Source organism: Haloarcula mannanilytica (genome assembly GCF_005406125.1).
GTDB lineage: Archaea > Halobacteriota > Halobacteria > Halobacteriales > Haloarculaceae > Haloarcula > Haloarcula mannanilytica.
On record NZ_BIXZ01000001.1, the window covers coordinates 1,003,176 to 1,026,133 of the forward strand.

At 65.5% G+C, this 22,958-nt stretch carries 18 protein-coding genes; 8 read left to right on the forward strand and 10 right to left on the reverse strand.

What is annotated here, in order from left to right; genetic code table 11:
• Position 1: 1 nt before the first annotated feature.
• Positions 2–1,210 (reverse strand): KaiC domain-containing protein, encoded by a 1,209-nt coding sequence (locus Harman_RS05120; RefSeq protein ID WP_137682719.1) that lies wholly within the window; start codon positions 1,208–1,210, stop codon positions 2–4.
• A 109-nt stretch (positions 1,211–1,319) separates the two neighbouring features.
• On the opposite strand from Harman_RS05120, the gene Harman_RS05125 reads away from it, so the two are divergent.
• On the forward strand, positions 1,320–2,171 hold the full coding sequence (locus Harman_RS05125; RefSeq protein ID WP_137682720.1) for an NAD(+)/NADH kinase: 852 nt from the start codon (positions 1,320–1,322) through the stop codon (positions 2,169–2,171).
• Here Harman_RS05125 and Harman_RS05130 read toward each other — a convergent pair.
• Together Harman_RS05130 and Harman_RS05135 are read right to left on the reverse strand one after the other, a co-directional pair.
• Positions 2,168–2,455, reverse strand: coding sequence for a hypothetical protein (locus Harman_RS05130; RefSeq protein ID WP_004593774.1), 288 nt, complete (start codon positions 2,453–2,455; stop codon positions 2,168–2,170). The genes Harman_RS05125 and Harman_RS05130 overlap by 4 nt on opposite strands.
• A gap of 76 nt (positions 2,456–2,531) precedes the next feature.
• Positions 2,532–3,140, reverse strand: a complete 609-nt coding sequence (locus Harman_RS05135; RefSeq protein ID WP_137682721.1) for a hypothetical protein — start codon at positions 3,138–3,140, stop codon at positions 2,532–2,534.
• Between the two features lie 94 nt (positions 3,141–3,234).
• Here Harman_RS05135 and Harman_RS05140 point away from each other — a divergent pair, with 94 nt between their 5' ends.
• The gene (locus Harman_RS05140; protein WP_235007157.1) at positions 3,235–3,807 is read left to right on the forward strand and encodes a response regulator; all 573 of its coding nucleotides are present in this window, start codon (positions 3,235–3,237) and stop codon (positions 3,805–3,807) included.
• On the opposite strand, the gene Harman_RS05145 is transcribed toward Harman_RS05140, so the two are convergent.
• Positions 3,804–4,424, reverse strand: coding sequence for a TetR/AcrR family transcriptional regulator (locus Harman_RS05145; protein WP_137682723.1), 621 nt, complete (start codon positions 4,422–4,424; stop codon positions 3,804–3,806). The genes Harman_RS05140 and Harman_RS05145 overlap by 4 nt on opposite strands.
• Before the next feature lie 202 nt (positions 4,425–4,626).
• On the opposite strand from Harman_RS05145, the gene Harman_RS05150 reads away from it, so the two are divergent.
• The 3 genes from Harman_RS05150 (at position 4,627) to Harman_RS05160 (ending at position 10,560) form a co-directional block, all read left to right on the forward strand.
• Positions 4,627–6,552 carry a COG1361 S-layer family protein gene (locus Harman_RS05150; RefSeq protein ID WP_137682724.1) on the forward strand — a complete coding sequence of 642 codons (1,926 nt, stop codon included), beginning with the start codon at positions 4,627–4,629 and terminating at the stop codon, positions 6,550–6,552.
• Between the two features lie 3 nt (positions 6,553–6,555).
• Complete coding sequence (locus Harman_RS05155; RefSeq protein WP_137682725.1) at positions 6,556–9,072, forward strand: efflux RND transporter permease subunit; 2,517 nt, start codon at positions 6,556–6,558, stop codon at positions 9,070–9,072.
• Between the two features lie 87 nt (positions 9,073–9,159).
• A complete protein-coding gene (locus Harman_RS05160; protein WP_137682726.1) occupies positions 9,160–10,560 on the forward strand; it encodes a dihydrolipoyl dehydrogenase family protein in 1,401 nt (466 codons plus the stop codon).
• On the opposite strand, the gene Harman_RS05165 is transcribed toward Harman_RS05160, so the two are convergent.
• The 3 genes from Harman_RS05165 to Harman_RS05175 form a co-directional block, all read right to left on the reverse strand.
• A complete protein-coding gene (locus Harman_RS05165; RefSeq protein WP_137682727.1) occupies positions 10,561–12,480 on the reverse strand; it encodes a hybrid sensor histidine kinase/response regulator in 1,920 nt (639 codons plus the stop codon).
• An 89-nt stretch (positions 12,481–12,569) separates the two neighbouring features.
• Entirely contained in the window at positions 12,570–13,298 is a 729-nt protein-coding gene (locus Harman_RS05170; RefSeq protein WP_137682728.1) for a 5-formyltetrahydrofolate cyclo-ligase, read from the reverse strand.
• A 4-nt stretch (positions 13,299–13,302) separates the two neighbouring features.
• Positions 13,303–14,406, reverse strand: coding sequence for a PGF-CTERM-anchored ABC transporter substrate-binding protein (locus Harman_RS05175; RefSeq protein ID WP_137682729.1), 1,104 nt, complete (start codon positions 14,404–14,406; stop codon positions 13,303–13,305).
• A 58-nt stretch (positions 14,407–14,464) separates the two neighbouring features.
• Between Harman_RS05175 and btuC the strand changes: the two genes are divergently transcribed.
• The 3 genes from btuC to Harman_RS05190 are packed head-to-tail and all read left to right on the forward strand — an operon-like array spanning position 14,465 to position 19,264.
• On the forward strand, positions 14,465–15,535 hold the full coding sequence (btuC, locus tag Harman_RS05180; RefSeq protein WP_137682730.1) for a vitamin B12 ABC transporter permease BtuC: 1,071 nt from the start codon (positions 14,465–14,467) through the stop codon (positions 15,533–15,535).
• Positions 15,536–15,588: 53 nt separating this feature from the next.
• Entirely contained in the window at positions 15,589–16,803 is a 1,215-nt protein-coding gene (locus Harman_RS05185; protein ID WP_137683135.1) for an ATP-binding cassette domain-containing protein, read from the forward strand.
• Between the two features lie 40 nt (positions 16,804–16,843).
• Positions 16,844–19,264 carry a DEAD/DEAH box helicase gene (locus Harman_RS05190; protein ID WP_137682731.1) on the forward strand — a complete coding sequence of 807 codons (2,421 nt, stop codon included), beginning with the start codon at positions 16,844–16,846 and terminating at the stop codon, positions 19,262–19,264.
• Between the two features lie 15 nt (positions 19,265–19,279).
• Here the strand turns inward: Harman_RS05190 and Harman_RS05195 are convergent, their stop codons facing one another.
• From Harman_RS05195 to carA, 3 genes are all read right to left on the reverse strand, one after another.
• The gene (locus Harman_RS05195; RefSeq protein ID WP_137682732.1) at positions 19,280–20,380 is read right to left on the reverse strand and encodes an AI-2E family transporter; all 1,101 of its coding nucleotides are present in this window, start codon (positions 20,378–20,380) and stop codon (positions 19,280–19,282) included.
• Between the two features lie 106 nt (positions 20,381–20,486).
• Positions 20,487–21,365, reverse strand: a complete 879-nt coding sequence (locus tag Harman_RS05200; RefSeq protein WP_137682733.1) for a mechanosensitive ion channel family protein — start codon at positions 21,363–21,365, stop codon at positions 20,487–20,489.
• Between the two features lie 449 nt (positions 21,366–21,814).
• Positions 21,815–22,861 (reverse strand): glutamine-hydrolyzing carbamoyl-phosphate synthase small subunit, encoded by a 1,047-nt coding sequence (gene carA / locus Harman_RS05205; protein ID WP_137682734.1) that lies wholly within the window; start codon positions 22,859–22,861, stop codon positions 21,815–21,817.
• Between the last annotated feature and the right edge of the window lie 97 nt (positions 22,862–22,958).

The window sequence follows — 22,958 nt, forward strand, 5'->3', positions numbered from 1 at the left end:
GTTAGAAGATGTTGGCCTGCTGGTAGACGGAGATTCCGTCGTTCGTGATCTCGTAGGGTTTCGTCTCCCGGGAGTGGTTTGCGTTCCGTATCTTCTGTATCTCGACGGCGAGTCGCGTCTCGCGGGTTTCAGCTCGGACGTACTGGAGGATGAACACGGCGTCGGTCAGGTACTCGATGATGCCGTGTCTGGACGCGAAGGGGTTGGTCTCGCTGGCCTCGGAGACGAGCATCGTCGTCACGCCGGCCTCCTTCAGCGACCGCGTGAAATCGAACACCTCGGTGCGGCGTCGGGACTGGTCGTCGTACATCATCTCAAGCAGCGAGACGGAGTCAAGTACCAGCCGGTCGGCGTCGAACTTCTCGATGAGCGCCGGGAGTTCCCCCCGGATATTGTCGAGGCTGTTCGCCATCTCGACCGGGTCGAGGTCGACGATGGCTAGCTGGCCCTGTTCTTCGTACTCCTCGAACCCCCAGCCGCGGTCGCCGGCGGTGTCCAGTATCGCCTCGTGTGACTGTTCGAGGGTCAGAAACACCGCGTTCTCGCCGTTCTGGAGGCCATGATGGAGGAACTGCAGCCCGAAGGTCGTCTTCCCGGTCCCGGCCGACCCGATGGTGACGATGAGATGCCGTTTCGGGATCCCGCCCTGGATCATCTGGTCGAGGCCCTCGATACCGATGTCCACCCGCGGAATGTCGGACTCGAATTCCTCCTCGAAGCCACTGTCGCCGTCGCCACCGCTGCCGGCGGACTCGAACGCGGAGGCGAAATCGTCATCGAAGAGGCCGCCGCCATCGTCGCCGGATCCGGTGTCGGCATCGGCGGCACTACCTTCAGTCCCACCGAACGGGCTATCACCGCTGTTGTCGAACGGGCTGCTCTCACTTTCCTCACCGAACGAACCGCTGTCACTACTCTCGTCGACAGAACGGCCCCCCGCATCATCGAACGGGGTGTCGTCACGCTCTCCGCCGAAGGAACTGCCCCCCGCATCATCGAACGGGCTGTCGTCATCACTGTCGTCATCGAACGGGCTGTCGTCATCACTGTCGTCTCCAAACGGTTCAGTGTCCGCGGCGGCCCTCTCTTCGGTGTCGCTGTCGAATGTTGACGCCGACATGTCGTCCCCGTCTGCCGGTTCGGCGTCGCCGTCCTCGTCGTCCAGCGCGCTTTCGAACCAGTCGTCGTCGGACCCGTCGTCCTCGCTCATACGTACGACCACCGGCCACACGAACGGCTCATGGAAGTGGATACTCGTCGGGACGGATATAATTGCCGTCGTAGAGGGTTTATATGCGGCCGGCCGGAAATTCCGGGCAATGACTGTCGGCATCGTCGCCCAGCGGGACAACGACCGGGCCATGTCGCTTGCGAGTACACTGTGTGACCGGTTGCGTGCCACGTCGGCGGCGGTCGTCGTCGACGAAACGACCGCCGGGGCGCTGGGCGACCACGACGCCTGGGAGGCTGCGGTACCCGAGTCGGCTCCAGTCGAGGAGATGTCCGCGTGTGACCTCGTCGTGAGTATCGGCGGAGACGGGACCTTTCTGTACGCAGCCCGCGGCGCGGGGTCGACACCGATACTCGGGGTCAATCTCGGCGAAGTGGGCTTTCTGAACGCTATCGCACCCGAGGAAGCCGTCGAGACGGTCGTCGCTGAGGTCGAACACATCCAGAAGACCGGCAGCGCCCGGACGCGGGCCATGCCACGGCTCCAGGCCAGCGGCGACGACTGGGCGCTCTCACCGGCGCTGAACGAGGTCGTCGTGCAGGGCGAGCGCCGCGGTCACGGCGGCGGGGCGACGCTCGACGTGTACGTCGACGACTCGCTGTACGCCTCAGGCCACGCCGACGGCGTGCTCGTCGCCACGCCCACCGGATCGACGGCGTACAACCTCAGCGAGCGGGGGCCGCTCGTCCACCCCGACGTGGCCGGCCTCATCGTCACGGGGATGGCAGACGAGACGGGGACGCCGCCGCTGGTCGTCGACGTTGACAGCGAAATCGTCGTCGAACTCACGGACGCCGACAGCGGTGTCGTCGTGAGTGACGGCCGGGTCCGAAAAGACGTGGAGCCGCCGGAACGAATCACCCTCTCGCGTGCGAGCGAACCGGTCCGGCTCGCGGGTCCGCCGCTGGATTTCTTTACCGCACTGGACAAACTGGCCTAACGCCGACCGACGGCGTACAGCACCGGTGCGAGGACGAGCAGGACCAGCCCGAACAGCTTGTACTGGAACGACGACGCGAGGACGCTCGCGCTGTTTGGTTCCATCGCCGACGCCGGTGTAATCACGAGCAACGCGCCAAGCGCGATAGTGTGTAGTCCCAGCATTCGGAGTGATCGTTGTGGGAGAATCGCCACGAGCCCACCCACAAAGCCCAGCAGCAGGACATCACCGATGGTGTAGTTCAGCAGGAAACTATCGATGAGTTGCAGCGGTGACGCGAGCATTCCTATCCAGGATTTCGCCGTGATGGAATCTTTAAAGTTCCGTTCCGCCGCCGAGCCGAGCGGCACATGTGGCCGCTCAGTTGGCAGCCGTTCCCAGCGGCGTGAGCAGGAGATAGCCGGCCGACGGGACCCCGGCCGTCCGCAGCCGGAACTGCCGCGGTTCGTCGTGTGCCGTCGAGAGGGCCACGACATCGAGATCGGTTGCACTGACCGTCTCGGCGTCCACTTCATCGATACCGGCCACGAGCAGCGCCTCGGAGAGTGCCGTCCCGTCGAGCCGGTCGGACGGTACGTCGAACGTGGTCCCGAAGGCCTCGTTGGCCGCACGCACGATTGGGCCGTGGCCCTCGTCGACGAAGTACAGTACCGGGTCCGGATGCCCGTCGAAGAGGTCAATCGGTTGCGGCTCCGGGGCTCGCTCGGTCTCCGCCGAGACCGTCATCGTCTCGTCGGCTGTTTCGCCGGGCGAATCAGCCACCAGGAGATAGGAGACGCCGCCAAGTCCACCGCCGAGTGCCAGGCCGAGACCGACGGTGACCTGTTCCGAGAGCCCCAGCGCAAACACCGACTGCACTACCAGTGCGACGGTTGCGACTACGACCGCTCCAGCCCCTATCCAACCGATTACGGCCGCGAGGCTCCCGAGGCGCTGTCGGCCGCCTCTGCCCGCCGACGACTCACTCATCGGTATACACTCTATGGGCCATCGGTTAACGCCTTTCGAGAGCACACTGCCGATAAAACATTTACAGTCGCCACCCCTAGCGTCCCCTGAGACAGTGTCCAGAACGACAGGCAGCCAGCCGCGGGTACTCATTGTCGATGACGAGCATGACGTGGCCGACACCCAGGCGCTGAAACTCGGCGAGCGCTACGAGACCACTGTCGTCTACAGTGGCCAGGCAGCACTCGACACCACCGGGCCGGCGTTCGACGCCGTGTTGCTCGACCGTCGGATGCCGGACGTTCACGGCGACGACGTGCTGTCGCAGTTGCGCGAACGCGGCTACGAGGGCGTCGTTATCATGCTGACCGCGGTCGACGCCGACCTGAACATTCTGGAGATGCCTTTCGATGACTACCTCCAGAAGCCGGTCGACCAGTCGACGCTCCTGTCGACCCTTGACCAGCATCTCGACCGGTCCGGCGAGGACAGCAAACTCGACGAGTACTTCCGGATCTCGTCGAAGCTCTCCGTGCTGGAAAGCGAGAAGTCCGCGTCACAACTGGACGCGAGCACGGAGTACACCAAGCTGAAAGAACGGGCCAGAGAGCTGGAGTCGGAGCTGCGGGCCGAAAACGATGATTTCGAGGAGCTAAAAGAGACACACCAGTCGATCAGCCGGAACTAGCTGTCGAGCAACAGCGTGTCTTCGATATACGCGTCGATGGTGCCCCGGACCGTCGAAACGGGGTCGTCGTTTCGCGTCGCGTTCTGCAGAATCACGCCGTCGAGTACCATTATCATGAACTGCGAGACCTTCTCGGGGTCGACATCGGCGAACTCCCCCTGTTCGATGCCGTCCTCGATGATCTGTGCGAACTGCTGGGCGAACAGCTTGTCCGTTTCGGTGAACTTCTCCCGGAAATCCGGGTTCTGAACCGCCTGTGCGCGCATCTCGACGTAGGACCCGAGCACCGCGTTCTTCTCGGGCGTCTCGACGCAGTCGGGGAAGTCATCGAGAATCAGACTGATAAACGTCTTGAGGTCCTGTTCGGGGTCGCCGGTCGACTCTAACTGGAAGATGCGGTTGAACTCCGCGAGGATGAACTCCTGAAACGACAGCAGGAGGTCTTCCTTGCCGTCGAAGTGGTGGTAAAACGTCGACTTGCTGAGATCGGCCTCGTCCGCGATCCGTTGTATCGAAAGTCCGGCATACCCGTATTCCCGGAGGGCGCGGAACGTGGCTCGCATGATCGCCTCGTGCGAGTCCTCCGGTTCCCCGGCGAACGGAATTCCATCACTCATCCCGAACGAATATTCGGTCGGGCTGTAAATAGCTTCCCACTGTCACTGAACCACAACGTTGATAGGCGACCGAACGTTCGTTCGATATACACGGTTCGAACGGGAGTCTGCACAGAGGTATGTGGGGTGTGACCCGATTTCTCTGTTACACCGTCCCGTCCGAACAGGACCAATCCATGGAATGCCCGAAGTTCCCCTACGCATGAAACCACGAACGATACTGACGCTGACTGTTGTCGCATTGCTCATGGCGTCCGGAACGGCGATCGCCGCCGTTACCGGGAGTCCGGACTTCGACGCGACGTTCGTCGATGACACCGTCACGCCCGGCGAAGAGACAACCCTTGACGTTGTCCTCGTCAACAGTGGCACGGTGAACACCGGGTCCACGACCCAGGGAGTCCAGACCAGTGAGGTGACGACTGCCCGCGGAACCATCGTCAGGGTCAACAGCGGCGACGCTCCCATTACCGTGACGACGAACAAGCAGGCCGTGGGCTCTGTCCCAGAGGGCAAGACGGAGCCGATACCGTTCGAAATCAGCGTCGATGACGACGCCAGCCCCGGAAGCTACACCGTCCCCGTCACCATCAAATACGAGTATACGAGCTACGTTTCCGAAGTCGATGGCTCGCGTGAGGAATCGAGCACGACCGAGCGGATCGAACTCGAACTCGACATCGACAACGACGCGGCTTTCGACGTGGTGAGCGTCGACTCCGGCGCACGCGTTGGCTCGACCGGCACGGTCGCCGTCACGGTCGAAAACACCGGTGACAAGCGTGCTCGTGAAGCCTCCGTGACGCTGGAATCGTCGAACCCCGAACTCACGGTCGGCAGTGACACCAGCAGTTCCCGATTCATCGAAACCTGGGAAGCCGGCGAGCAGCGAACGCTTCGCTACCGCGTCGGCGCAAGCAGTGATGCCCGGGCCGAACCATATCAATTCGACCTCCAGGTCGACTTCGACGACACGAATGGTGTGCGAAAGAGCACGTCCGCCTCCTCGCTCGGTATCACGCCCGACCCGGAGCAGACGTTCAGCGTTCGGGGCGTCGAGAGCGATGTCGCCGTCGGCGATTCGGGGACCTACAACGTGACGCTTCACAACGACGGACCGGTGACTGTCAGGGACGCCACGGTCTCCCTGCGCTCACAGAGCAGCGAAATCGCCTTCGGCGAGTCCGAATCCGCCGAGCAGTACATCGGGACGTGGGAGCCCGGTGAGACTCGGACCGTCAGCGTCGACGCGTCCGCGAGTGAGGGCGCGTCCGTCAGAGGGTACGCGATCTCTGCCACGGTCGGCTACAAAGACCCGGAAGGCGATTCCGGTGCTGACGACGGGATTGCACTCGGTATCCGGCCGGAACCGGAGCAGTCCTTCGAGATTGGCGACGTGGAGTCGACGCTGCAGGCCGGCGACGACGGGACGCTCGAAGCGTCACTGACCAACACCGGCGACCAGACCGTCCGCAACGTCGTCCTGAACTGGGCGAGCGACCACGACAATATCTCGCCAAAGGAGACCCAGTACGCCGTCGGTGACCTCGAACCCGGCGAGTCGGCCACCGTTTCCTTCGATGCCGACGTATCGGACAACGCGAACGCCGGCCCGCGGCAGTTCGACTTCGTCGCCAACTACCGCAACAGCGAGGGCGACAGCCGTGAGAGCGACACGCTCGAAATCCGGCAGGACATCTCGGGCAGCGCCGACGAGTTCGCACTCGAAACCGCGAACGCCTCGGTGAATGTCGGCGGCTCCGACACGCTCGAAGTCACCATCACGAACGAGGCCGGCGAGACGCTGACTGACATCGAGGCGAAGCTGTTCGCCGAGTCCCCCATCTCGGTGTCCGACGACCAGGCCTACGTCAACAGCCTCGAACCCGGCGAGTCGGCGACTATCGAGTTCGGAATCAGTGCGAGCGGGACCGCGATGACGAAAGACTACCCCGTCTCGATCGACTTCCAGTACGAGGAGCCGGACGGCGACACGCCGGTGTCTGACACCTATCGAATCCCGGTTTCCGTGACCGACTCAAGCGGTGGTGGCTCGCCGCTGACGGCCATTATCGGTGTCGCACTCGTGGCCGTCCTTGCCATCGGCGGCTACTTCAGGTTCCGCTAACGCATGGACTATCAGCGCTACATCGACTGGGCGGACGACCGCATCGTCGACGATTCGCGGAAGGTCGTCGTCGCCTTCCTGCTCGTGACGGTGGTGTTCAGCGCCGGCCTCGGGAGCGTCTCGACCAGCGCCGGCACGTCACAGTTCACGAGCGACCTCCCCGCCGAAGAGGCGTTAGAACGGATTAACACCGAGTTTTCGCCGGCGTTCTCGCCGGATACAGGAAGTACCCAGCTCATCCAGCGGGAAAACAACGTCCTCTCGAAACAGGGGCTGTTGCGGATGCTCCGGTCCCAACACCGGTTAGAGCAACACGACAGTCTCCGAGTCACATCATCCTCAAGCGCGGCGAGCATCGTCGCTCAGCAGTTAGATCCCGAAGCGACGACGACCGAACAGCAGATATACGCCGTCGAATCCGCTACTGGCAGCGATATCGATGCCGCAGTCCAGCGCGCTGCCGATGAGGACTCGCAGTTCACGTCGCTGTTGAGTGAGGATTTCAACCGCAAGTCGGCGTCGGCGTCGGCGACTATCGGCGTCGTGAACCACGAGGTCCCCGCCGGCATCTCCTCGGGGTCGGGACAGGGCGGTTCCAGCCCGCTAACGAGCATCCAGCAACAGGCCGAGTTCACCGTCTCTTCGGCGGGCCAGGGGACGATCACCGTCTTCGGGAGCGGGATCGTCGCTGACGAGTTCTCGAACGTCATCACCGACTCGCTCATCCTGACTGTCCCCGCGGCAGTGCTTTTCATCCTGTTTTTCCTGACGATTGCCTACCGCGACCTCGCCGACATGGCGCTTGGCCTGGTCTCGCTGTTCATGGCCGTCGTCTGGACGTTCGGCTTCATGGGACTCGCCGGCATCGCCTTCTCGCAGATGCTCATCGCCGTTCCGCCGCTGTTGCTAGCGGTGGGCATCGACTTCGGGATTCACGCCGTCAACCGGTACCGCGAGGAGCGCGAGGACGGTGAGTCCATCGAGACCTCGATGCGGATCACGACCGACCAGCTGCTGGTCGCGTTCTTCATCGTCACCGGCACGACGGTCATCGGCTTCGCGGCCAACCTCACCAGTTCGCTCCCGCCGATTCAGGACTTCGGCTACGTCGCGTCTATCGGTATCACCTTCACGTTCCTCATCTTCGGCGTGTTCCTGCCCGCCGCGAAGGTGGAACTGGACAGACTGCGCCAGCGCTACCCCATCCCCACGTTCAGCGAGACCCCGCTTGGCTCCGAGGGGTCCGCGCTCGGGGGCGTCCTCCGGGGCGGGGTCGTCATCGCCGACCGAGCGCCGGTCATTTTCCTGCTGATCGTCCTCGTGACGACCGCAGGCGCGGGCTACTACGCGACTGGCGTCTCGACATCGTTCACCCAGAAAGACTTCCTCCCGCCCGAGGAGAGCCCCGACTTCGTCGAGTCACTGCCGGAGCCGTTCGCGCCGAGCGACTACACTGTCACCGGCGTGTTGAACTACCTCGAAGACAACTTCGCCACGACCCAATCCAGCCAGACAACGATATACGTCGAGGGGCCGATGCGGCAGGACTCGGCGCTCGAACAGATGTATCGCGCCGGCGACGACCCGCCGGAGTCGTTCGTCCGTGAAGACGGGCGCGCCGACTCCACCTCCATTGTGACGGTCATCCAGGACCGCGCCGAGAGCGACCCCGAGTTCCGCCGGATGGTCGAGCGCAACGACCGCAACGACAACGGCGTTCCGGACGACAACCTCGGAGAAATCTACGACTACCTGCTGGACTCGTCCTCCCGCAGTGAGGCGCTCAACTATATCACCGAGGACTACCGGAGCGCCCGCGTCGTCTACACTGTCGAGTCCGACGCGAGCGACTCGGAGATAACCGAGGACACACGGACCGTGGCCGAGGACTTCCGATACGAAGCCACTGCCACCGGCTCCGTCGTCGTGTTCCAGGCGGTCGCCGACCTCATTTTCGAGTCAGCCATCCAGTCGCTCGCCCTCGCACTGGCGGGTGCGTCGGTGTTCCTCGTGATCATCTACACCGTGCTTGAGGGGCGGCCGTCGCTCGGACTCGTCAACATCGTCCCCGTCGTCGTCACCGTCGCGTTACTGGCTGGGACGATGCGACTGCTGTCGATCCCGTTCAACGCCCTGACGGCCACGATGTTGGCGATTACCATCGGACTCGGGGTCGACTACTCGGTCCACGTCACCCACCGATTCGCCGACGAGTTCGCCATCAACGACCTCCAGACGGCCCTCGACCGGACGGTTCGCGGGACCGGCGGGGCGCTGTTGAGCAGCATGCTGACCACCGTGTTCGGTATCGGTGTGCTCGGGCTGGCTGTGTTCCCGGCCATCGGCCAGTTCGGCATCCTGACGGCGCTGTCTATCGCATACGCCTTCCTCGCGTCCCTGCTGGTGCTCCCGTCGACAATCATCGTCTGGGACCGGGTGTTCAACGCCGAGCGGTCGTTCCGGGACCTACTGTCGCTCAGTGGCGGGCGGAAGCCGTCGCCCGTCGACGGCGACGACTGAGTCCGCGTTTCGGTGACACGGACCGGTCGTGTCTCGTCCGGACACGCCACTGAAGCCTTTATGCCGCGGCACCGTTCTAGGGCCGATATGACTCACGTCGTCATCATCGGCGCGTACGGGAGTGCCGGGGCCGCGGTCGCCGGCGAACTCGTCGAGGAAGCGGGGATCGAACTGACGCTCATCGACAACGGCGAGCCCGGGGGCGGCCTCTGTATCCTGCGGGGCTGTATGCCGTCCAAGGAGGTCCTCTCGGCGGGGGCCCACCGGTTCCAGGCGCGCCACGACGAGCGCCTCGTCGGCGACGTACCCGAAGTCGATCTTGAGGCCGTCGTCGAGCGCAAGGACGACCACGTGCTGGGCTGGGCCGGCCATCGCCGGGACTCCATCCACGAGATGGCCGAGCGCGAGGACGTGACTTTCATCCACGACACCGCCACCTTCGTCGACGAGCACACGGTCCTGGCCGGCGGCGAGGAACACGAGGCAGATTACGTCGTTATCGCCACCGGCTCCAGCGTGAACATCCCCGACACGCCCGGCATCGACGAGGTCGATTTCATGACCAGCGACCAAGTGCTCGACGCCACAGAGTTCCCCGACTCCGGCATTGTCATGGGCTTTGGCTATATCGGGATGGAGATGGTCCCGTATCTCGCCGAGGCCGGCGGGATGGAACTCACCGTCATCGAGCACGACGACCGCCCCATCAACGAGGGCGACCCCGAGTTCGGCGACGCGGCGCTTGACATCTACGAGGACAACTGGGACGTGACCATCCCGACGAACTGCTACGAGAAGGAACTGGAGGAGACCGAGGACGGCGGCGTCCGCCTCACCGTCGAGTACGACGACGGCAGCGAGGAGACCTTCGAGGCCGACCAGCTGTTCCTCTTTACCGGTCGTCGCCCGACCGTCGAGGGGCTGGGCCTGGAGAACACGTCCATCTCCGCGGAGGGCGACTGGGCCAAAGACACGATGCAGACCCGCGACGCCGACCACATCTACGCCGTCGGTGATGTCAATGGCAAGGAGCCGATCCTCCACGTCGCCAAGGAGCAGGGCTTCACCGCCGCCGAGAACATCGTCCACCAGGAGGCCGGCGGGAGCCTCGAAGCGTACCGGAACGTCCACCACCACGTCATTTTCTCCGGGCTGGGGGTCTACCCGTTCGCCCGCGTCGGCCACAACGAGGAGACGGCGAAAGCGGCGGGCTACGATGTCGTCACAGCGACGCGCCAGGCCAGCGACGACGGCGTGTTCAAATCGAAGGACGTGCCCGAGGGGCTGGGGAAGCTCGTCGTTGACGCCGATGACGGGACGGTGCTGGGCTGGCAAGGTATGCACTACCACGCTGACAGTTTCGCCAAGAAATTCCAGATCGTCGTCGAGTTAGGACTCGACGTTCGTGACCTGCCCGACCGGGCCTACCACCCGACGCTGCCCGAGAACGTCGACGGCCTCATCCGGGACTGCGTCGACCAGCTGTAGTCACGCGACCTGAATGCCGGTCACGTCGAAGCGCGTGCCGCCGGCCTCGCTTTCTGCGACGGTGATCCGGCCACCGTGTGCATCGACGATTTCGGAGACGATAGCCAGCCCGAACCCGGTTCCTTCGTCACTCGTGGTGTAGCCGCGTTCGAACACCCCATCGCGCTCGTCTTCGGGGATACCGGGACCGTCATCGGCCACGTAGAACCCCTGGCCGTCCGAATGCGTCCCGACACGGATAGTCACGGGGCCGTCACTGTGCTCCACGGCATTTCGGAAGAGGTTCTCGAACAGTTGCTGGAGACGTGTCTGGTCGCCCGTGATTGTCGCATCCGTGTCGTCTCGCTCCAGCGTCGCATCCGAATTCTCGACGGTGTCCCAGGCGGCCGTAATGATATCGTCCAGCGACGTGTCGGTCGCGTCGATGACCTTGTGGCCGCCGCGGGCGAGCGCGAGCACGTCGTCGATGAGTTCGTCCATCCGTTCGAGTGCCCGCCGGAGCGCATCGACGTGTTCCGGGTCCCCGTCGTACTCCTCGTCGATGAGCGTAAGCCGACCGACAGCGACGTTAAGCGGGTTCCGGAGGTCGTGGCTGACGACGCTGGCAAAGTCCTCCAGCCGGTTGCGCTCGCGGGTGAGTTCCGCCTCGCGGCGCTCCCGTTCCTGTTCGTAGCTGACCCAGTTCCCCATCAACTCGACGAGCGTGACCTCCCACTCGGAGAAGGCGTCCCGCGTCTTGCTGTCATAAAAGCAGAAGGTTCCGTACACCTCGCCGTCGACAATAACTGGCGTTCCAAGGTAGCAGGAAACGCCCATCTCCGTGTACCCCGCCTTGTCGGTCAGGTCCGGACGGTCCCTGGCGACATCAGCGAGCACCAGCGTCTGTTCCTCGACGACGGCGCGCTCACAGTTCGTCGCCTCCAGCGGAACCGTATCGCCCGCTTCGGTGTTGCCCGTCCGGTCGCACACGATTTCGAAGACGTACGTCTCGCCCTCGATACGTGAGAGGGCGGCCGTCTCGGTCCCGAGGACTTCCTGCCCGATTTCCAGCAGCCGCTCGATTTTCTTCTCGAAGTTCAGGTCCTTGCGGGACGTGACTCGGTAAACCTCTCTGAGCGTCCGCTCTCTGGCCCGTATCTCTTCTTCCTGCCTGTGGCGCTCGGTGACATCACGGAAGTACACCGAAATCCCCGTCGGTGAGGGGTAGACGGACACTTCGAACCAAGTCTGCAGCGGCTCGAAGTACGCTTCGAAGGAGACGGATTCCTGCTGGCTCATTGCCTGCCGGTACTGTTTGCTGAACTCCGTTCCTTCCAGCGACGGAATCGCCTCCCAGATGTTGCGCCCCAGCAGGTCAGTGGTATCCGCGTCGCCCTCCATCGCACGGCCGATGACGCGGCGACCGCGCTCGTTGGCGTACGTGAACTCCCAGTTCTCGTCCACCGCGAAGAAGGCGTCCGTCATCCGGTCGAGGATGTCCGCTTCCTCCCGCCGGCGGGCGACGGCCGACGTGATTCGCTGGCGGAGCCGTTCCGTCTGCTCCGGAAGCGGTGTTTTGGTTACGTAGTCCGTGACGCCGGCCGAGATAGCGTCGCTTGCTACGCCCTCGTCGCCGTCATCAGTAAAGAGCAGAAACGGGAGGTCGTGAGACTGGTCCCTAACGGCCCGTAACAGGTCGACCCCGTTTCGGTCCGGGAGTCGGTACTCGCTGACGACACAATCGTACAACACGCTGTCCAAGGCATCGAGTGCGTCGTCCGCCGTCTCACACACTGTCACAGTGAATTCGTCGGCGCTACCGCGTAGCGTCTCCTTGACTGCCGTGATATCGTCACATTCTGAGTCGACATAGAGGACGCGCAGCCGCCCGGCGGTTCCATCGTCCCCGTGACGGGTCGACGTAGCCACGGGTGTGTCCATACACAATTCAGGGCATGTAGGGCTAAAGTTGTACCGACAGTAAGATTTCCTTACCGCGGTTCTACCCGGCGTTTAATCGAACTGAGCACTCAGTCAGGCTGACGTACCGCAAGCACCGGTATGTCCTCGATACGGTCGGCGGAAAGCGCATTCCAGTCGACACCCGTTGGCGTCGCGTGCGGTGTCTCCGTCTCGACAGTGCGCTCCGGCGTCACGACCCAGTCCATCGGCACGTCGTGGTCGTCGACGGGCACGGCGGTGTCGACCACTCCATCGGGACCGCCGACGACCTGGAGTTCGTGGACCGTCGTCACGACCGGCGTCGTCTCGTCGACCAGCCCCAGTTCCCGGAGGATGGCGTATTCGAGGTCGCTGTATCCCTCACCCTTGCCGATGCGAGCGCCGTCCTCGGTGACCGCGACGGAGCCCGACACCACGAGGTCGACGCTCCCGACGGCTTCTGGTCCGACCTGTCGGGCGTGGTCGGCGACGTTCGAAATCGCCGGTGCCGCCTCGATGTCATCGAGTTCGGCCGGGTCGAGTTCGTAGAAACACCGCTCGTCCCGGAGCCGCGGGACTGCCATATACACCGTCTTGCCGGCCCGCAGCGCCGCTCGGCGGACCGGGAGCTGTGGCGAGTCCGGGTTCGCCTTGACCGTCTCCGCCTCCTCCCAGACTGCCGTCTCAGTCAGGCGCTGTGCGGCCTCGCTCGCCCCCTCAAAGTTCGGGATGCGGTCATGTGGCGGGAACGGGAACCGGGCTATTCCGCGCTCCTCCAGGGCGTCCCAGACCCGCTCTCTGAGCGTCTGTTTGTCCACGGCGTCACGACCTCCGGCGTGAGAATCCGGTCCCAAGCGCGAGCACTGCGAGAACCGTCCCGACGACCGTGAACCCGGGACCGCTGGCGTCGGTCGTGGGCCGGTCCGTGCTCGGCGTGTTGTCCGCGGGCGTCGGCTCGCTCGTCTGGGTCGCGGTTGTCGCCGTCCCGAAAGGTGTCACCGCCGACCGGGGGACGTAGCTGTCGGCGTCGTAGCGGTCCGGGTAGAGCTGTGCAGTGGCGTTGTGGGCGACGTTGACGACGCTGCGGGGCGCGGGCTGGTTGAGGTCCCTGACCCGCAGAAACACCGTCGCGTTCCCTTCGCCGGCCGTGGTGCTGGCGTAGGGCTCCGTGGTGGCGATGTCCGCTGAGTTCTCGGTGACGAAGAGTACGTCGGGGTCCATCCGCAGAATCACTTCGTCGCTGAGTTGCGGATATCCCGTGTGGTTGCGCGCGGCGACGTTCTCCGCACCGGCGAGTTCGATGAGCGAACTGACGAACGTGTCCCCGGCGGCCACATAGCCACTCCCCAGCGGGTACAGCGCCTTTGGACGATCCTCGACGCCGGCTGTCACTTCGCCGACGGCCTCGACGTTCGCGTCCATCCAAGCGTTGGCCTCGGCCGCCCCCTCGCAGTTCCCGGTTAGCCGCCCGGTAGTCGTCGTCTTCTCACGGATGTCGGCGATGGTCGTCGCGGCGGGGAAGTGATACACCGTCAGGCCGGCCTGCCGGAGCGGTGCCACGTCGCCGGCGCTGGCGTTCGGCGCGAGCACGAGGTCCGGTTCCGTGTCGACGACCCGCTCGACGCTGACGCCGAAACTGGCAGAGACGTTCGTCCGACTCTCGGCCCCCTCCAGGTAGCTGGCGTACTGCGTCAGGCCGACGACCTGCGACCGGCCGCCGATTTCCCACATCGTCTGTGCGGCCGACGGATTGGTCGTCGTGACCCGCTCCGGGCGCTTCTCGATGGTGACCTCGGTCCCGGTCGCGTCGGTCACGGTCACCGGAAAGGAGCAGTCGTCGGCCTGCACTGTGGCCGTCGCCGCGGCCGGGGCCGCGAGCGAGCCCACGAGCAAGACGAGAACACAGGCGAGAGAAAGGTATCGCATGCTGTATGCGGGTGCCAGGAGCAATAAATACTTATCTACTGCAACTGGGGTTTCACACATGCGTTTCGCGGGGCGTACCGTCGGTTGGTCGGCCGGTCTCACCGCCGTCCTCTGTGCCGTGGTGACGGTGAGCGCCGGTATCGGTCCGGTGTGGATTCCGCCGGCCGCGGTCACCAAGGTGCTTCTCAACGCCGTCGCCGTCCCGACCGGCGTCTCCCTCTCCGGGCCCGCCCTCGACGTGTCCACGACCCGTCTGTTCGCCTACCCCGTCACCGACCTCCAGACCCAAATCGTCATGCAGGTCCGCCTGCCTCGCATCCTGCTGGGCGCGGTCGTCGGCTTCTCGCTGGCTGCGGCGGGCACCATCATGCAGGGCATCTTCCGGAACCCGATGGCCGACCCCTCCATCATCGGCGTCTCCTCCGGCGCGGCGGTCGGCGCGGTCGGGTACATCGTCGCGCCGGTCGCGATACCGCTCGGCCTCGGTCTGCGCGGCGCGGCCTTCGCGGGGGCGCTCCTCGCCGCCTTCGGCGTCTACCTCATCGCGACGCGCAACGGCGAGACGCCCGTCGCGACACTGCTGCTGGCGGGCGTGGCCGTCCAGACGTTCCTGGGCGCGGTCGTCTCCTTTCTCCTCCTGCAAAGCGGCGAGAGCATCCGCCGGGCGCTGTTCTGGCTGATGGGCCATCTGAAGGGCGCGTCGTGGCCGGAGGTGACCACCAGCGTCCTCCTCGTCGCCGTCCCGTTCGTCGTCTTGCTGGCCTATGCACGGGACCTGAACGTCATGCTGCTGGGCGAGGAAGACGCCCAGAGCCTCGGCATCGAGGTCGAGCGGACCAAGCGGGTCCTGCTCGCGCTGTCGTCGGTCGTCACGGCCGCCGGCGTCGCCGTCGCCGGAATCATCGGCTTCGTCGGCCTCATCGTCCCCCATGTCATGCGCCTGCTCGTCGGCCCGGACCACCGAATCCTGCTCCCCACGGCGGCGCTGGCGGGGGCCTCCTTCCTCGTCGCGACGGACACGCTCGCACGCTCCGGCAGCGCCGAGGTCCCCGTCGGAATCGTCACCGCCGCCTTAGGAGCGCCCTTCTTCCTGTACCTGCTCCGCAAGCGGGAGGTGCGAGAGCTGTGAGCGGTCCGAGCAGGTCCAACGGCACGGACCCCGAGCAGGACCGCGCCGGGCCGATGCTCGACGTGGCCGACCTCTCGGTGGCTTTCGGCGACCAGTCGGTCGTGTCGGGTGTCGATTTCGGCGTCGACCGGGGGTCGTTCGTCGGCCTCGTCGGCCCCAACGGCGCGGGCAAGACGACGGTCCTGCGGACGGTCAAGGGGACGCTGGCCCCGGACCGCGGGACGGTCCGCGTCGACGGCGAACCGGTCTCGGACCGCTCGGCGAAGGAAGTCGGTCGCCTCGTCGCCAGCACGCCCCAGGGGACCGACCTCTCCTTCGATTTCACCGTCAGACAGACCGTAGAGATGGGGCGGACGCCCCACCTCGGGCGCTTCGACCGGATGGGCGAGCGCGACCACAGCGCCGTCGAGACGGCGATGGAGCGCGCGAGCGTCGTCCGGTTCGCCGACCGGCCGTTCACCTCGCTGTCCGGCGGCGAGCGCCAGCGCGTCCTGCTGGCCCGAGCGCTGGCCCAAGAGACGCCGCTCCTCTTGCTCGACGAGCCGACGGCGAACCTGGACATCAACCACGCCGTCCGGACGCTCGAACTGGTCCGCTCGCTCGTCGCCGACGGGAAGACGGCCGTCGCCGCCATCCACGACCTCAATCTGGCGGCGCGGTACTGCGACGAACTGGTGTTGCTCGCCGGCGGCGGAGTTCGCGCCGCGGGCCGCCCGAGCGACGTGCTCACCAGCGACACGCTCCGTGACGCCTTCGACGCGGAGACGCTGGTGACGACCCAGCCCGGAACCGACGCGCCGCTGGTGACGCCGCTGGCCGAGCGGGAGTCGGTCGACCGGCGGGTCCACGTCGTCGGGACCGGCGCGCCGGCGGCCGACGCCCTCGCGGCGCTCGTCGGAGCCGACTGCCGGGTGACCGTCGGGGTCGTTCCGGCCGGCGACGCGGCCGCCGAACGCGCCGCCGAACTCGACTGCGAGGCGGTGACGGTCCCGTCCTTCGCCGGCGTCGACGACGCGGCCCGCGAGCGCGCGGTCGGCTTCGCCCGGGCCGCCGACGCCGTCGTGGTCGCGGGGGCAGTCGGCGACAGGAACGCACCGGTGGTCGAGGCCGGTCGCGCCCGACTCGGCGTCGAGACGGGCGATAGGGCGACCGTCAGCGGCGTCGACGACACCGTCCCGCTGGTCGCGCTCCCGGCGGCGGTCGCGTCCCTGCCGCCCGCAGAGGGGAGCGACGCGGTACGGCCGCCCAACCAGTCCCCCACCGACTGAGAACAGCAACACCGATACCCCTCGTCCACGTAAACCGCCCGTGGACGACACGATCGCGTGGCTCCGGGACCGGCCGTACTACGAGGGACAGATAGTCGACCAGCGGACGGTCCCCGGCCGAGACGCGAAAACCGCGGACTGCGACCTGCCTGACCGCCTCGCCGATGTCCTCGAAGACCGAGGCATCACGGACCTCTACGCCCACCAGGTGGACGCTATCGAGGCGGTCCGGGCCGGTGATAACGTCGTCCTCGCGACCGAGACGGCCAGCGGCAAGAGCCTCGCCTACACCGTGCCGGCCTTCGAGCGGGCGCTTGACCGCCGGGCAACGACGCTATACGTCGCACCCCAGGTCGCGCTCATCAACGACCAGACGGAGACGCTGTCGGACCTTGCCCAGGGACTTGGCTTCGCCTCCGGCGTCTCCGTCGCCCAGTACACCGGCCGCCAGTCCAAATCCGAGAAGGAGGCCATCCGGGAGCGCCAGCCGACCGTCCTGCTGACGACGCCCGATATGCTCCACTACGGGATTCTGCCCCACGCCCACCGGCTGTGGGACTGGTTCTTCCAGCGCCTCGAAACCGTCGTAATCGACGAGGTCCACGGCTACCGCGGCGTGTTCGGCAGTCACGTCTCGCTGGTGCTGCGTCGCCTCCAGCGGGTCGCCGAGCGGTTCGACGCCGGCAGCAACGGTGCGGTGAGCGAGAGCGCCACCCCGGGTGGTCCGGAATGGGTCTGTTGCTCTGCGACCATCGGCAACCCAGTCGAGCACGCGGCGGCCGTCACCGGCCAGTCCGAATCGTCGTTCGCGCTGGTCGACGAGGACGCCAGCGCCAGCGGGCCGCGCCACTGGGTGCTGTGGAACCCGCCGGAGTACGAGGGCGACGGCTGGGGGAGCGGCCGCCGGAAATCGAACCACGTTGAGACGAAACAGCTGTTCGTGGACCTCGTCGAGCGGGGCCTCCAGACGGTCGTGTTCGCCGGGTCGCGCCAGACGGCCGAACGGTACGCCAGCGACAGCGCCGACGAACTCCGGAGCCGCGGCGAACACGACTTGGCAGACAGCGTCGGTGCGTACCAGGCCGCGTTGACCGACGACCGCCGGCGCGAACTGGAACGGGGCCTGCAGTCCGGCGACTTGCGCGGCGTCTGGTCGACAAGCGCCCTCGAACTGGGCGTCGACGTGGGGGGCCTCGACGCCGTGTTGCTGGACGGGTACCCCGGGACGCGGATGCGGGCGTTCCAGCAGGCCGGCCGGGCCGGCCGTGGCACCGACCCCGCGCTGGTCGCGCTGGTCGGCGGCGAGGACCAGCTGGACCAGTACGTCCTGCGCAACCCCGACGCGCTGTTCGAGACGGGAGCCGAGCAGGCCGTGACCAACCCCGAGAACGAGCAACTGCTCCCGGCCCACGTCCACGCGGCCGCCTGCGAGAACTGGCTCTCGCCCGAGGACGACCGCCACTTCGGCGATCGGTTCCCCGACGTGGTCGCGGACCTCGAATCGGCTGGGAAGCTCGACCGCCGCCAGACCGACCAGGGGATGCGCTGGCTGGGCAACGGCAGCCCACACCACGAGATGAGCCTGCGGACTGTCGACGACGGCGAGGTGAAACTGGTGGCGAAAGGCGACGTGATAGCGAAGCTCTCGGTCGAGGACGCGCTGCGGGACGCCCACCCCGGCGCGATTTACCACCATCAGGGCCGACGCTACGAGGTGACCGACCTCGACCTGGATGCGGGCGTCGCACAGCTCGACCGGACGTGGGCCGATTACTTCACTCGCGTCCTGCACGACAAGACCATCACCGTCGAGGCCGACCTTGCGGAGCGGCGACTGCCGACCCGGGAGGACGTGCCGGTACGGTTCGCATCGGTGACGATGCGCAAGCAGATCACCGGCTACGAGCGCCGCGACGGCTCATCCGGGGAGGTGCTGGGACAGCGCTCGCTCGACCTGCCCGAGACGACCTTAGAGACGAAAGCGCTGTACCACACCGTGCCGTCGGACCTAGAAAGCGAGATACGACAGGGCGCGTACGGAGGCGAGAGCGGCAGTACTGGGCAGCCCGGCGAAACAGCCACCGACGGCGGCAGCGACCCCGGCGATTTCCCAGGGGCCATCCACGCCGCCGAACACGCCATGATTTCGATGTTCCCTTTCGAGTACCTCTGTGACCGCGGCGACATCGGCGGCCTGTCGACACCGCGGCACCCCCACACCGGCGAGCCGACCATCTTCATCTACGACGGCTACCCCGGCGGCATCGGCCTGACACGGGCGGGCTACCACGACATCGGACCGCTGATGGACACCACGCTCTCGATGCTGACTGCGTGTGACTGTGCCGACGGCTGTCCGGCCTGCGTGCAGTCGCCCCACTGCGGGAACGCCAACGACCCGCTGGACAAACACGGCGCGATACACCTGCTTGACGGGCTGACGGACGAAACGTCGGAGTGAGAGCGCGCCCTGGGGCTACCGGAAGTCGTTGAGCCGCATCTGGTCGGGCGACAGGCCGTCCGGTTCGCCGGCACCGAGCAGCCGTGGCAGCGCCGTATTTGCGAACGTCAGTCCGACGACGAGCAGTATCGGCGCGAAAAACAGGCCGTAGAACCCGAGCACGACGGGACCGAGCGTGTACGCGAGCATGAGGAGTCCGACGTGGGTGTTCTCGCCGCTGAGCAGCGGCCGGAGCAGGAGGTCCGGAATCGTGTCGACGACGACCACCGCGACGAGGAGAAATCCGAGCACGTACACGAGCAGCGAGGACTGGCCGTCGAGTACCACCGGGAGCGCGGCGATACCGGTCAGCGGGAGGTAGATTACTTTCATCCCGACGACGGGAATCAGGCTGGCGATACCGGTCAGCGCGCCGGCGAGCGTCGGATACGGGACCTCCACAGCTGTCGGGACCACGGCGTTGTAGCCGGTGAACGCGGCAATGGCGATGAGCGATATCGCCAGGACGTTCAGGAGGTTCCCGAACAGCACCGCCTCAAGCTCCTCGTCGACGGCTTCGAGATATTCGCGGATGATGGCGTCGTCGTCGAACCGAAGCAGCCACTCGCGGATGCGCCGGCCGTCCACGAGGAGGTAGTACGTGACGATGGTCGTGATGAACAGATTGAGGACGAATTCGGAGATGACCGACGTAAGCACCATTGCATTCTCGCTGAGGAAGTCGACAAAGGGCGTGAGCTGCCCGGACTGATAGGCCTCGTACAGCCCCTCGACGGTGAGGTCGGGGACCGAATCCGCGCCGTCGAGCCAACTGACGTGGGTCGCGGCCACGTCGATAAGCGCATACTGGGTGACGAACTGCCGGGCTTCGACGATCAGCAGGACGGTCGCGTAGCTGACGAGCAACAACAGCGGCAGCGCCAGTGAGGCCATAACGACGACCGCGCGAATCCGTGCGGGGAGGCGCAAGCGACGCAGCGAGCTGTAGTACCGCCGTGTCGAGTAGTAGAGGAACACCGACACAGTGAGCGCCGCGATGAACTGGTACGCGAGCACACCCACCACCACCGAGACAGCGAGACCGAAGAGGGCGACGACGAAGCGCTTCTCGTCCATATACGTACCATCTTATGAGCAGATATAAACGTACGGACGCCGGTCCCTGGTCTCATAAGCGACAGCCGGCAGAATCGTCTCCCAGACCGTACCGTGTCCCGACCGGTCACTCACCGGTCGGTTCGTCCGGCGACCCAACACCGTCGTAAACGCCGATATCGCCGGAGAGTTCGTGCTGGCTCGTATCGCTGAGGTCGATACCCTCCGCGTGACAGTCCTCCTGGACCCGCTGAATGAACGCTGACCTGACTGAAACGACTCGGTTCCGTCGCTCGTTGGGAATCCAGATTCGGCCTGTCAGGATGACCGCTGTGGGGGCGAGGTCGCTGACCCTGGCTGTCGGAGCCGGTTTCTCCGAGACGTGGTCGATATCGCGGGCGGCGTTCTCGATGATGGACCGGACCGTGTCGATGTCGTCGTCGTAGCTGATGCCGAACTGGTAGGAGATCCCGATAGGTCCGGTTGAGGTCTGGTTCGTCACCGCGCTCGTCGCCAGCGTCGTGTTCGGGACGATGATGCGCTCGTTGTCCGGCGTCCGAATTCGGGTCACGCGCAGGTCGATGTCCATCACCGTCCCCTCTATTCCGTTCCAGGCGATGGTGTCGCCGACATTCAGGTCCGGGTCGGTCACGATGAACGCGCCAGCGACAAAGTTCCCCAGCACGTCCTGTGCGGCCAGCCCCACCGCCAGCGTGATGCCCGCCGCCAGCAGCGTCGACCCCGCGAGCGCGCCCCGAAAGCCCGCGACGCTGGCCCCGATAATAACAGCGAGGACGACCGACACCAGATGGACGGCGCTGGTCAGTGCGCTCGCGACCGTCTTGTTGGTCCCTGTCCGTGACAACGCCCATCGAACCACCGGGACGGCGAGCAGCCGACCGATAGCGTAGAGCAGCGCCGCGACGGCGAGAAACTGTGCGCCGTCCGTTGCGAGTTGGCCGTACGTCGAGACGATGTCAATATCCAGGCCCGCCGGAAACTGCATACCGGCTGTCGTAGCTCGATCAGTATGAAATCAAGGTGTCACGTCCGGACTGGACGAGGCCACGGCGTCGCCCAGCCGTTCCCAATCAAACGAGGGTGCTCACTCCGTCCGCGCCCTTCGCTCTCCTCACGGGTCGTTCCTCCCCGTCGTCGGGCGGCAATACCGCCCGACTGCCTGCGGGACCGAAGGTCCCGCTCCGCTCGCAATTCCGAGAGCCGCGCTTCGCGCGCCCCTCGCTACTCCTCACGGCTCGCTGACGCTCACCGTTCGCATGAAACGAGGCCGCTCACTTCGTTCGCGCCCTTCGCTCTCCTCACGGCTCCTACCGTCGCCGTTCGCATGAAACGGGGCCGCTCACTTCGTTCGCGTCCTCGCTACTCCTCACGGCTCGCTCCAGCTCGCCGTTCGGAATTCGCGGTTCTCACTCGCGTTGCTCGCTCCGAACCGCGCTACTCCCCCGCCATCCCCAGCACATCATCGAAGAAGCCAAGCGAGTCGTGTGGGCCGGGGTTGGCCTCGGGGTGGTACTGACGCGTGATGATGTTCAGGTCGTCGTTCTCCAGCCCTTCTGGCGTATCGTCGTTGACGTTAATCTGGGTCACGTCGAGCTTGTCGCCGGGGTCGGCGACGGTGTAGCCGTGGTTCTGGGTCGTCATGACGACCTGGTTCGAACGCAGGTCACGGACCGGCTGGTTCACGCCGCGGTGGCCGAACTCCATCTTTTCGGTCTCGCCGCCCAAGGCGTTGGCGACGACCTGCTGGCCGAGACAGATGCCCGCGAGCGGTACGTCGCCGACGTAGGTCTCGACGAGTTCGCCGGCCTGCTCGAAGTTCTCGGGGTCGCCGGGACCGTTCGAGATGAACAGCAGGTCCGGGTCCACCGCGGCCACGTCGTCCTCGCTGGCGTTGTAGGGGAACACATGGACCTCGGCGTCGCGCTCGACCAGCGAGGAGACGATAGAACCCTTCGCGCCGCAGTCGACCAGCGCGACCGTCTCGCCGTCGCCGCCCTCGTTGTGGACCTCAACCTCGTCGACGGACACCTGCGCGCCGATGTCGGTGTGATCGGACATGTGCTTGCACTCGTGGAGTTCATCGAGCGCGTCCTGTTCGGTCACGTCCGGACCGGCGGCGATGCCGCATTTCATCGCCCCCTCGTCGCGGATTTCGGTGACGATGTCGCGCGTGTCGAGGTGGTCGACAGCGGGGACGCCCTCGCTCTCCAGCCACTCGGCCACGTCGTCGGTCATCTCGCGGGCCACCGCCGCGCGCGGGTGGACGCGGTCGGACTCGAAGCGCTCCTCTCGGACGCCGTAGTTCCCGATCAGCGGGTAGGAGAACGTCAGGACCTGCTCCTCGTAGGAGGGGTCGGTGAGACTCTCCTCATAGCCGGTGTACGCCGTTGTGAATACCAGTTCGCCACGGGCGGTGCCGGGAGCGCGAGCGCGCGCCTCGATGACGCGGTCGCCTTCGATTGCCACGTATGCGTCAGCCATTACGAGATGCGTATACTATAGTCGGCCATAAGGGTTGCTTTCGAAGACGAGTTTCGAATTTCGTAATCCTCAAGTCACGACCGGTGATACTGTCACA

Bases quoted from the DNA above. Each gene is read 5' to 3' on its own strand.
- Harman_RS05175 (WP_137682729.1), bottom strand. From the start codon at position 14,406: ATGCGATACCTTTCTCTCGCCTGTGTTCTCGTCTTGCTCGTGGGCTCG.
- Harman_RS05130 (WP_004593774.1), bottom strand. From the start codon at position 2,455: ATGCTCGCGTCACCGCTGCAACTCATCGATAGTTTCCTGCTGAACTAC.
- Harman_RS05145 (WP_137682723.1), bottom strand. From the start codon at position 4,424: ATGAGTGATGGAATTCCGTTCGCCGGGGAACCGGAGGACTCGCACGAG.
- btuC (WP_137682730.1), top strand. From the start codon at position 14,465: ATGCGTTTCGCGGGGCGTACCGTCGGTTGGTCGGCCGGTCTCACCGCC.
- Harman_RS05160 (WP_137682726.1), top strand. From the start codon at position 9,160: ATGACTCACGTCGTCATCATCGGCGCGTACGGGAGTGCCGGGGCCGCG.
- Harman_RS05155 (WP_137682725.1), top strand. From the start codon at position 6,556: ATGGACTATCAGCGCTACATCGACTGGGCGGACGACCGCATCGTCGAC.
- Harman_RS05135 (WP_137682721.1), bottom strand. From the start codon at position 3,140: ATGAGTGAGTCGTCGGCGGGCAGAGGCGGCCGACAGCGCCTCGGGAGC.
- Harman_RS05200 (WP_137682733.1), bottom strand. From the start codon at position 21,365: ATGCAGTTTCCGGCGGGCCTGGATATTGACATCGTCTCGACGTACGGC.
- Harman_RS05185 (WP_137683135.1), top strand. From the start codon at position 15,589: ATGCTCGACGTGGCCGACCTCTCGGTGGCTTTCGGCGACCAGTCGGTC.
- Harman_RS05125 (WP_137682720.1), top strand. From the start codon at position 1,320: ATGACTGTCGGCATCGTCGCCCAGCGGGACAACGACCGGGCCATGTCG.
- Harman_RS05120 (WP_137682719.1), bottom strand. From the start codon at position 1,210: ATGAGCGAGGACGACGGGTCCGACGACGACTGGTTCGAAAGCGCGCTG.
- Harman_RS05195 (WP_137682732.1), bottom strand. From the start codon at position 20,380: ATGGACGAGAAGCGCTTCGTCGTCGCCCTCTTCGGTCTCGCTGTCTCG.
- Harman_RS05150 (WP_137682724.1), top strand. From the start codon at position 4,627: ATGAAACCACGAACGATACTGACGCTGACTGTTGTCGCATTGCTCATG.
- Harman_RS05165 (WP_137682727.1), bottom strand. From the start codon at position 12,480: ATGGACACACCCGTGGCTACGTCGACCCGTCACGGGGACGATGGAACC.
- carA (WP_137682734.1), bottom strand. From the start codon at position 22,861: ATGGCTGACGCATACGTGGCAATCGAAGGCGACCGCGTCATCGAGGCG.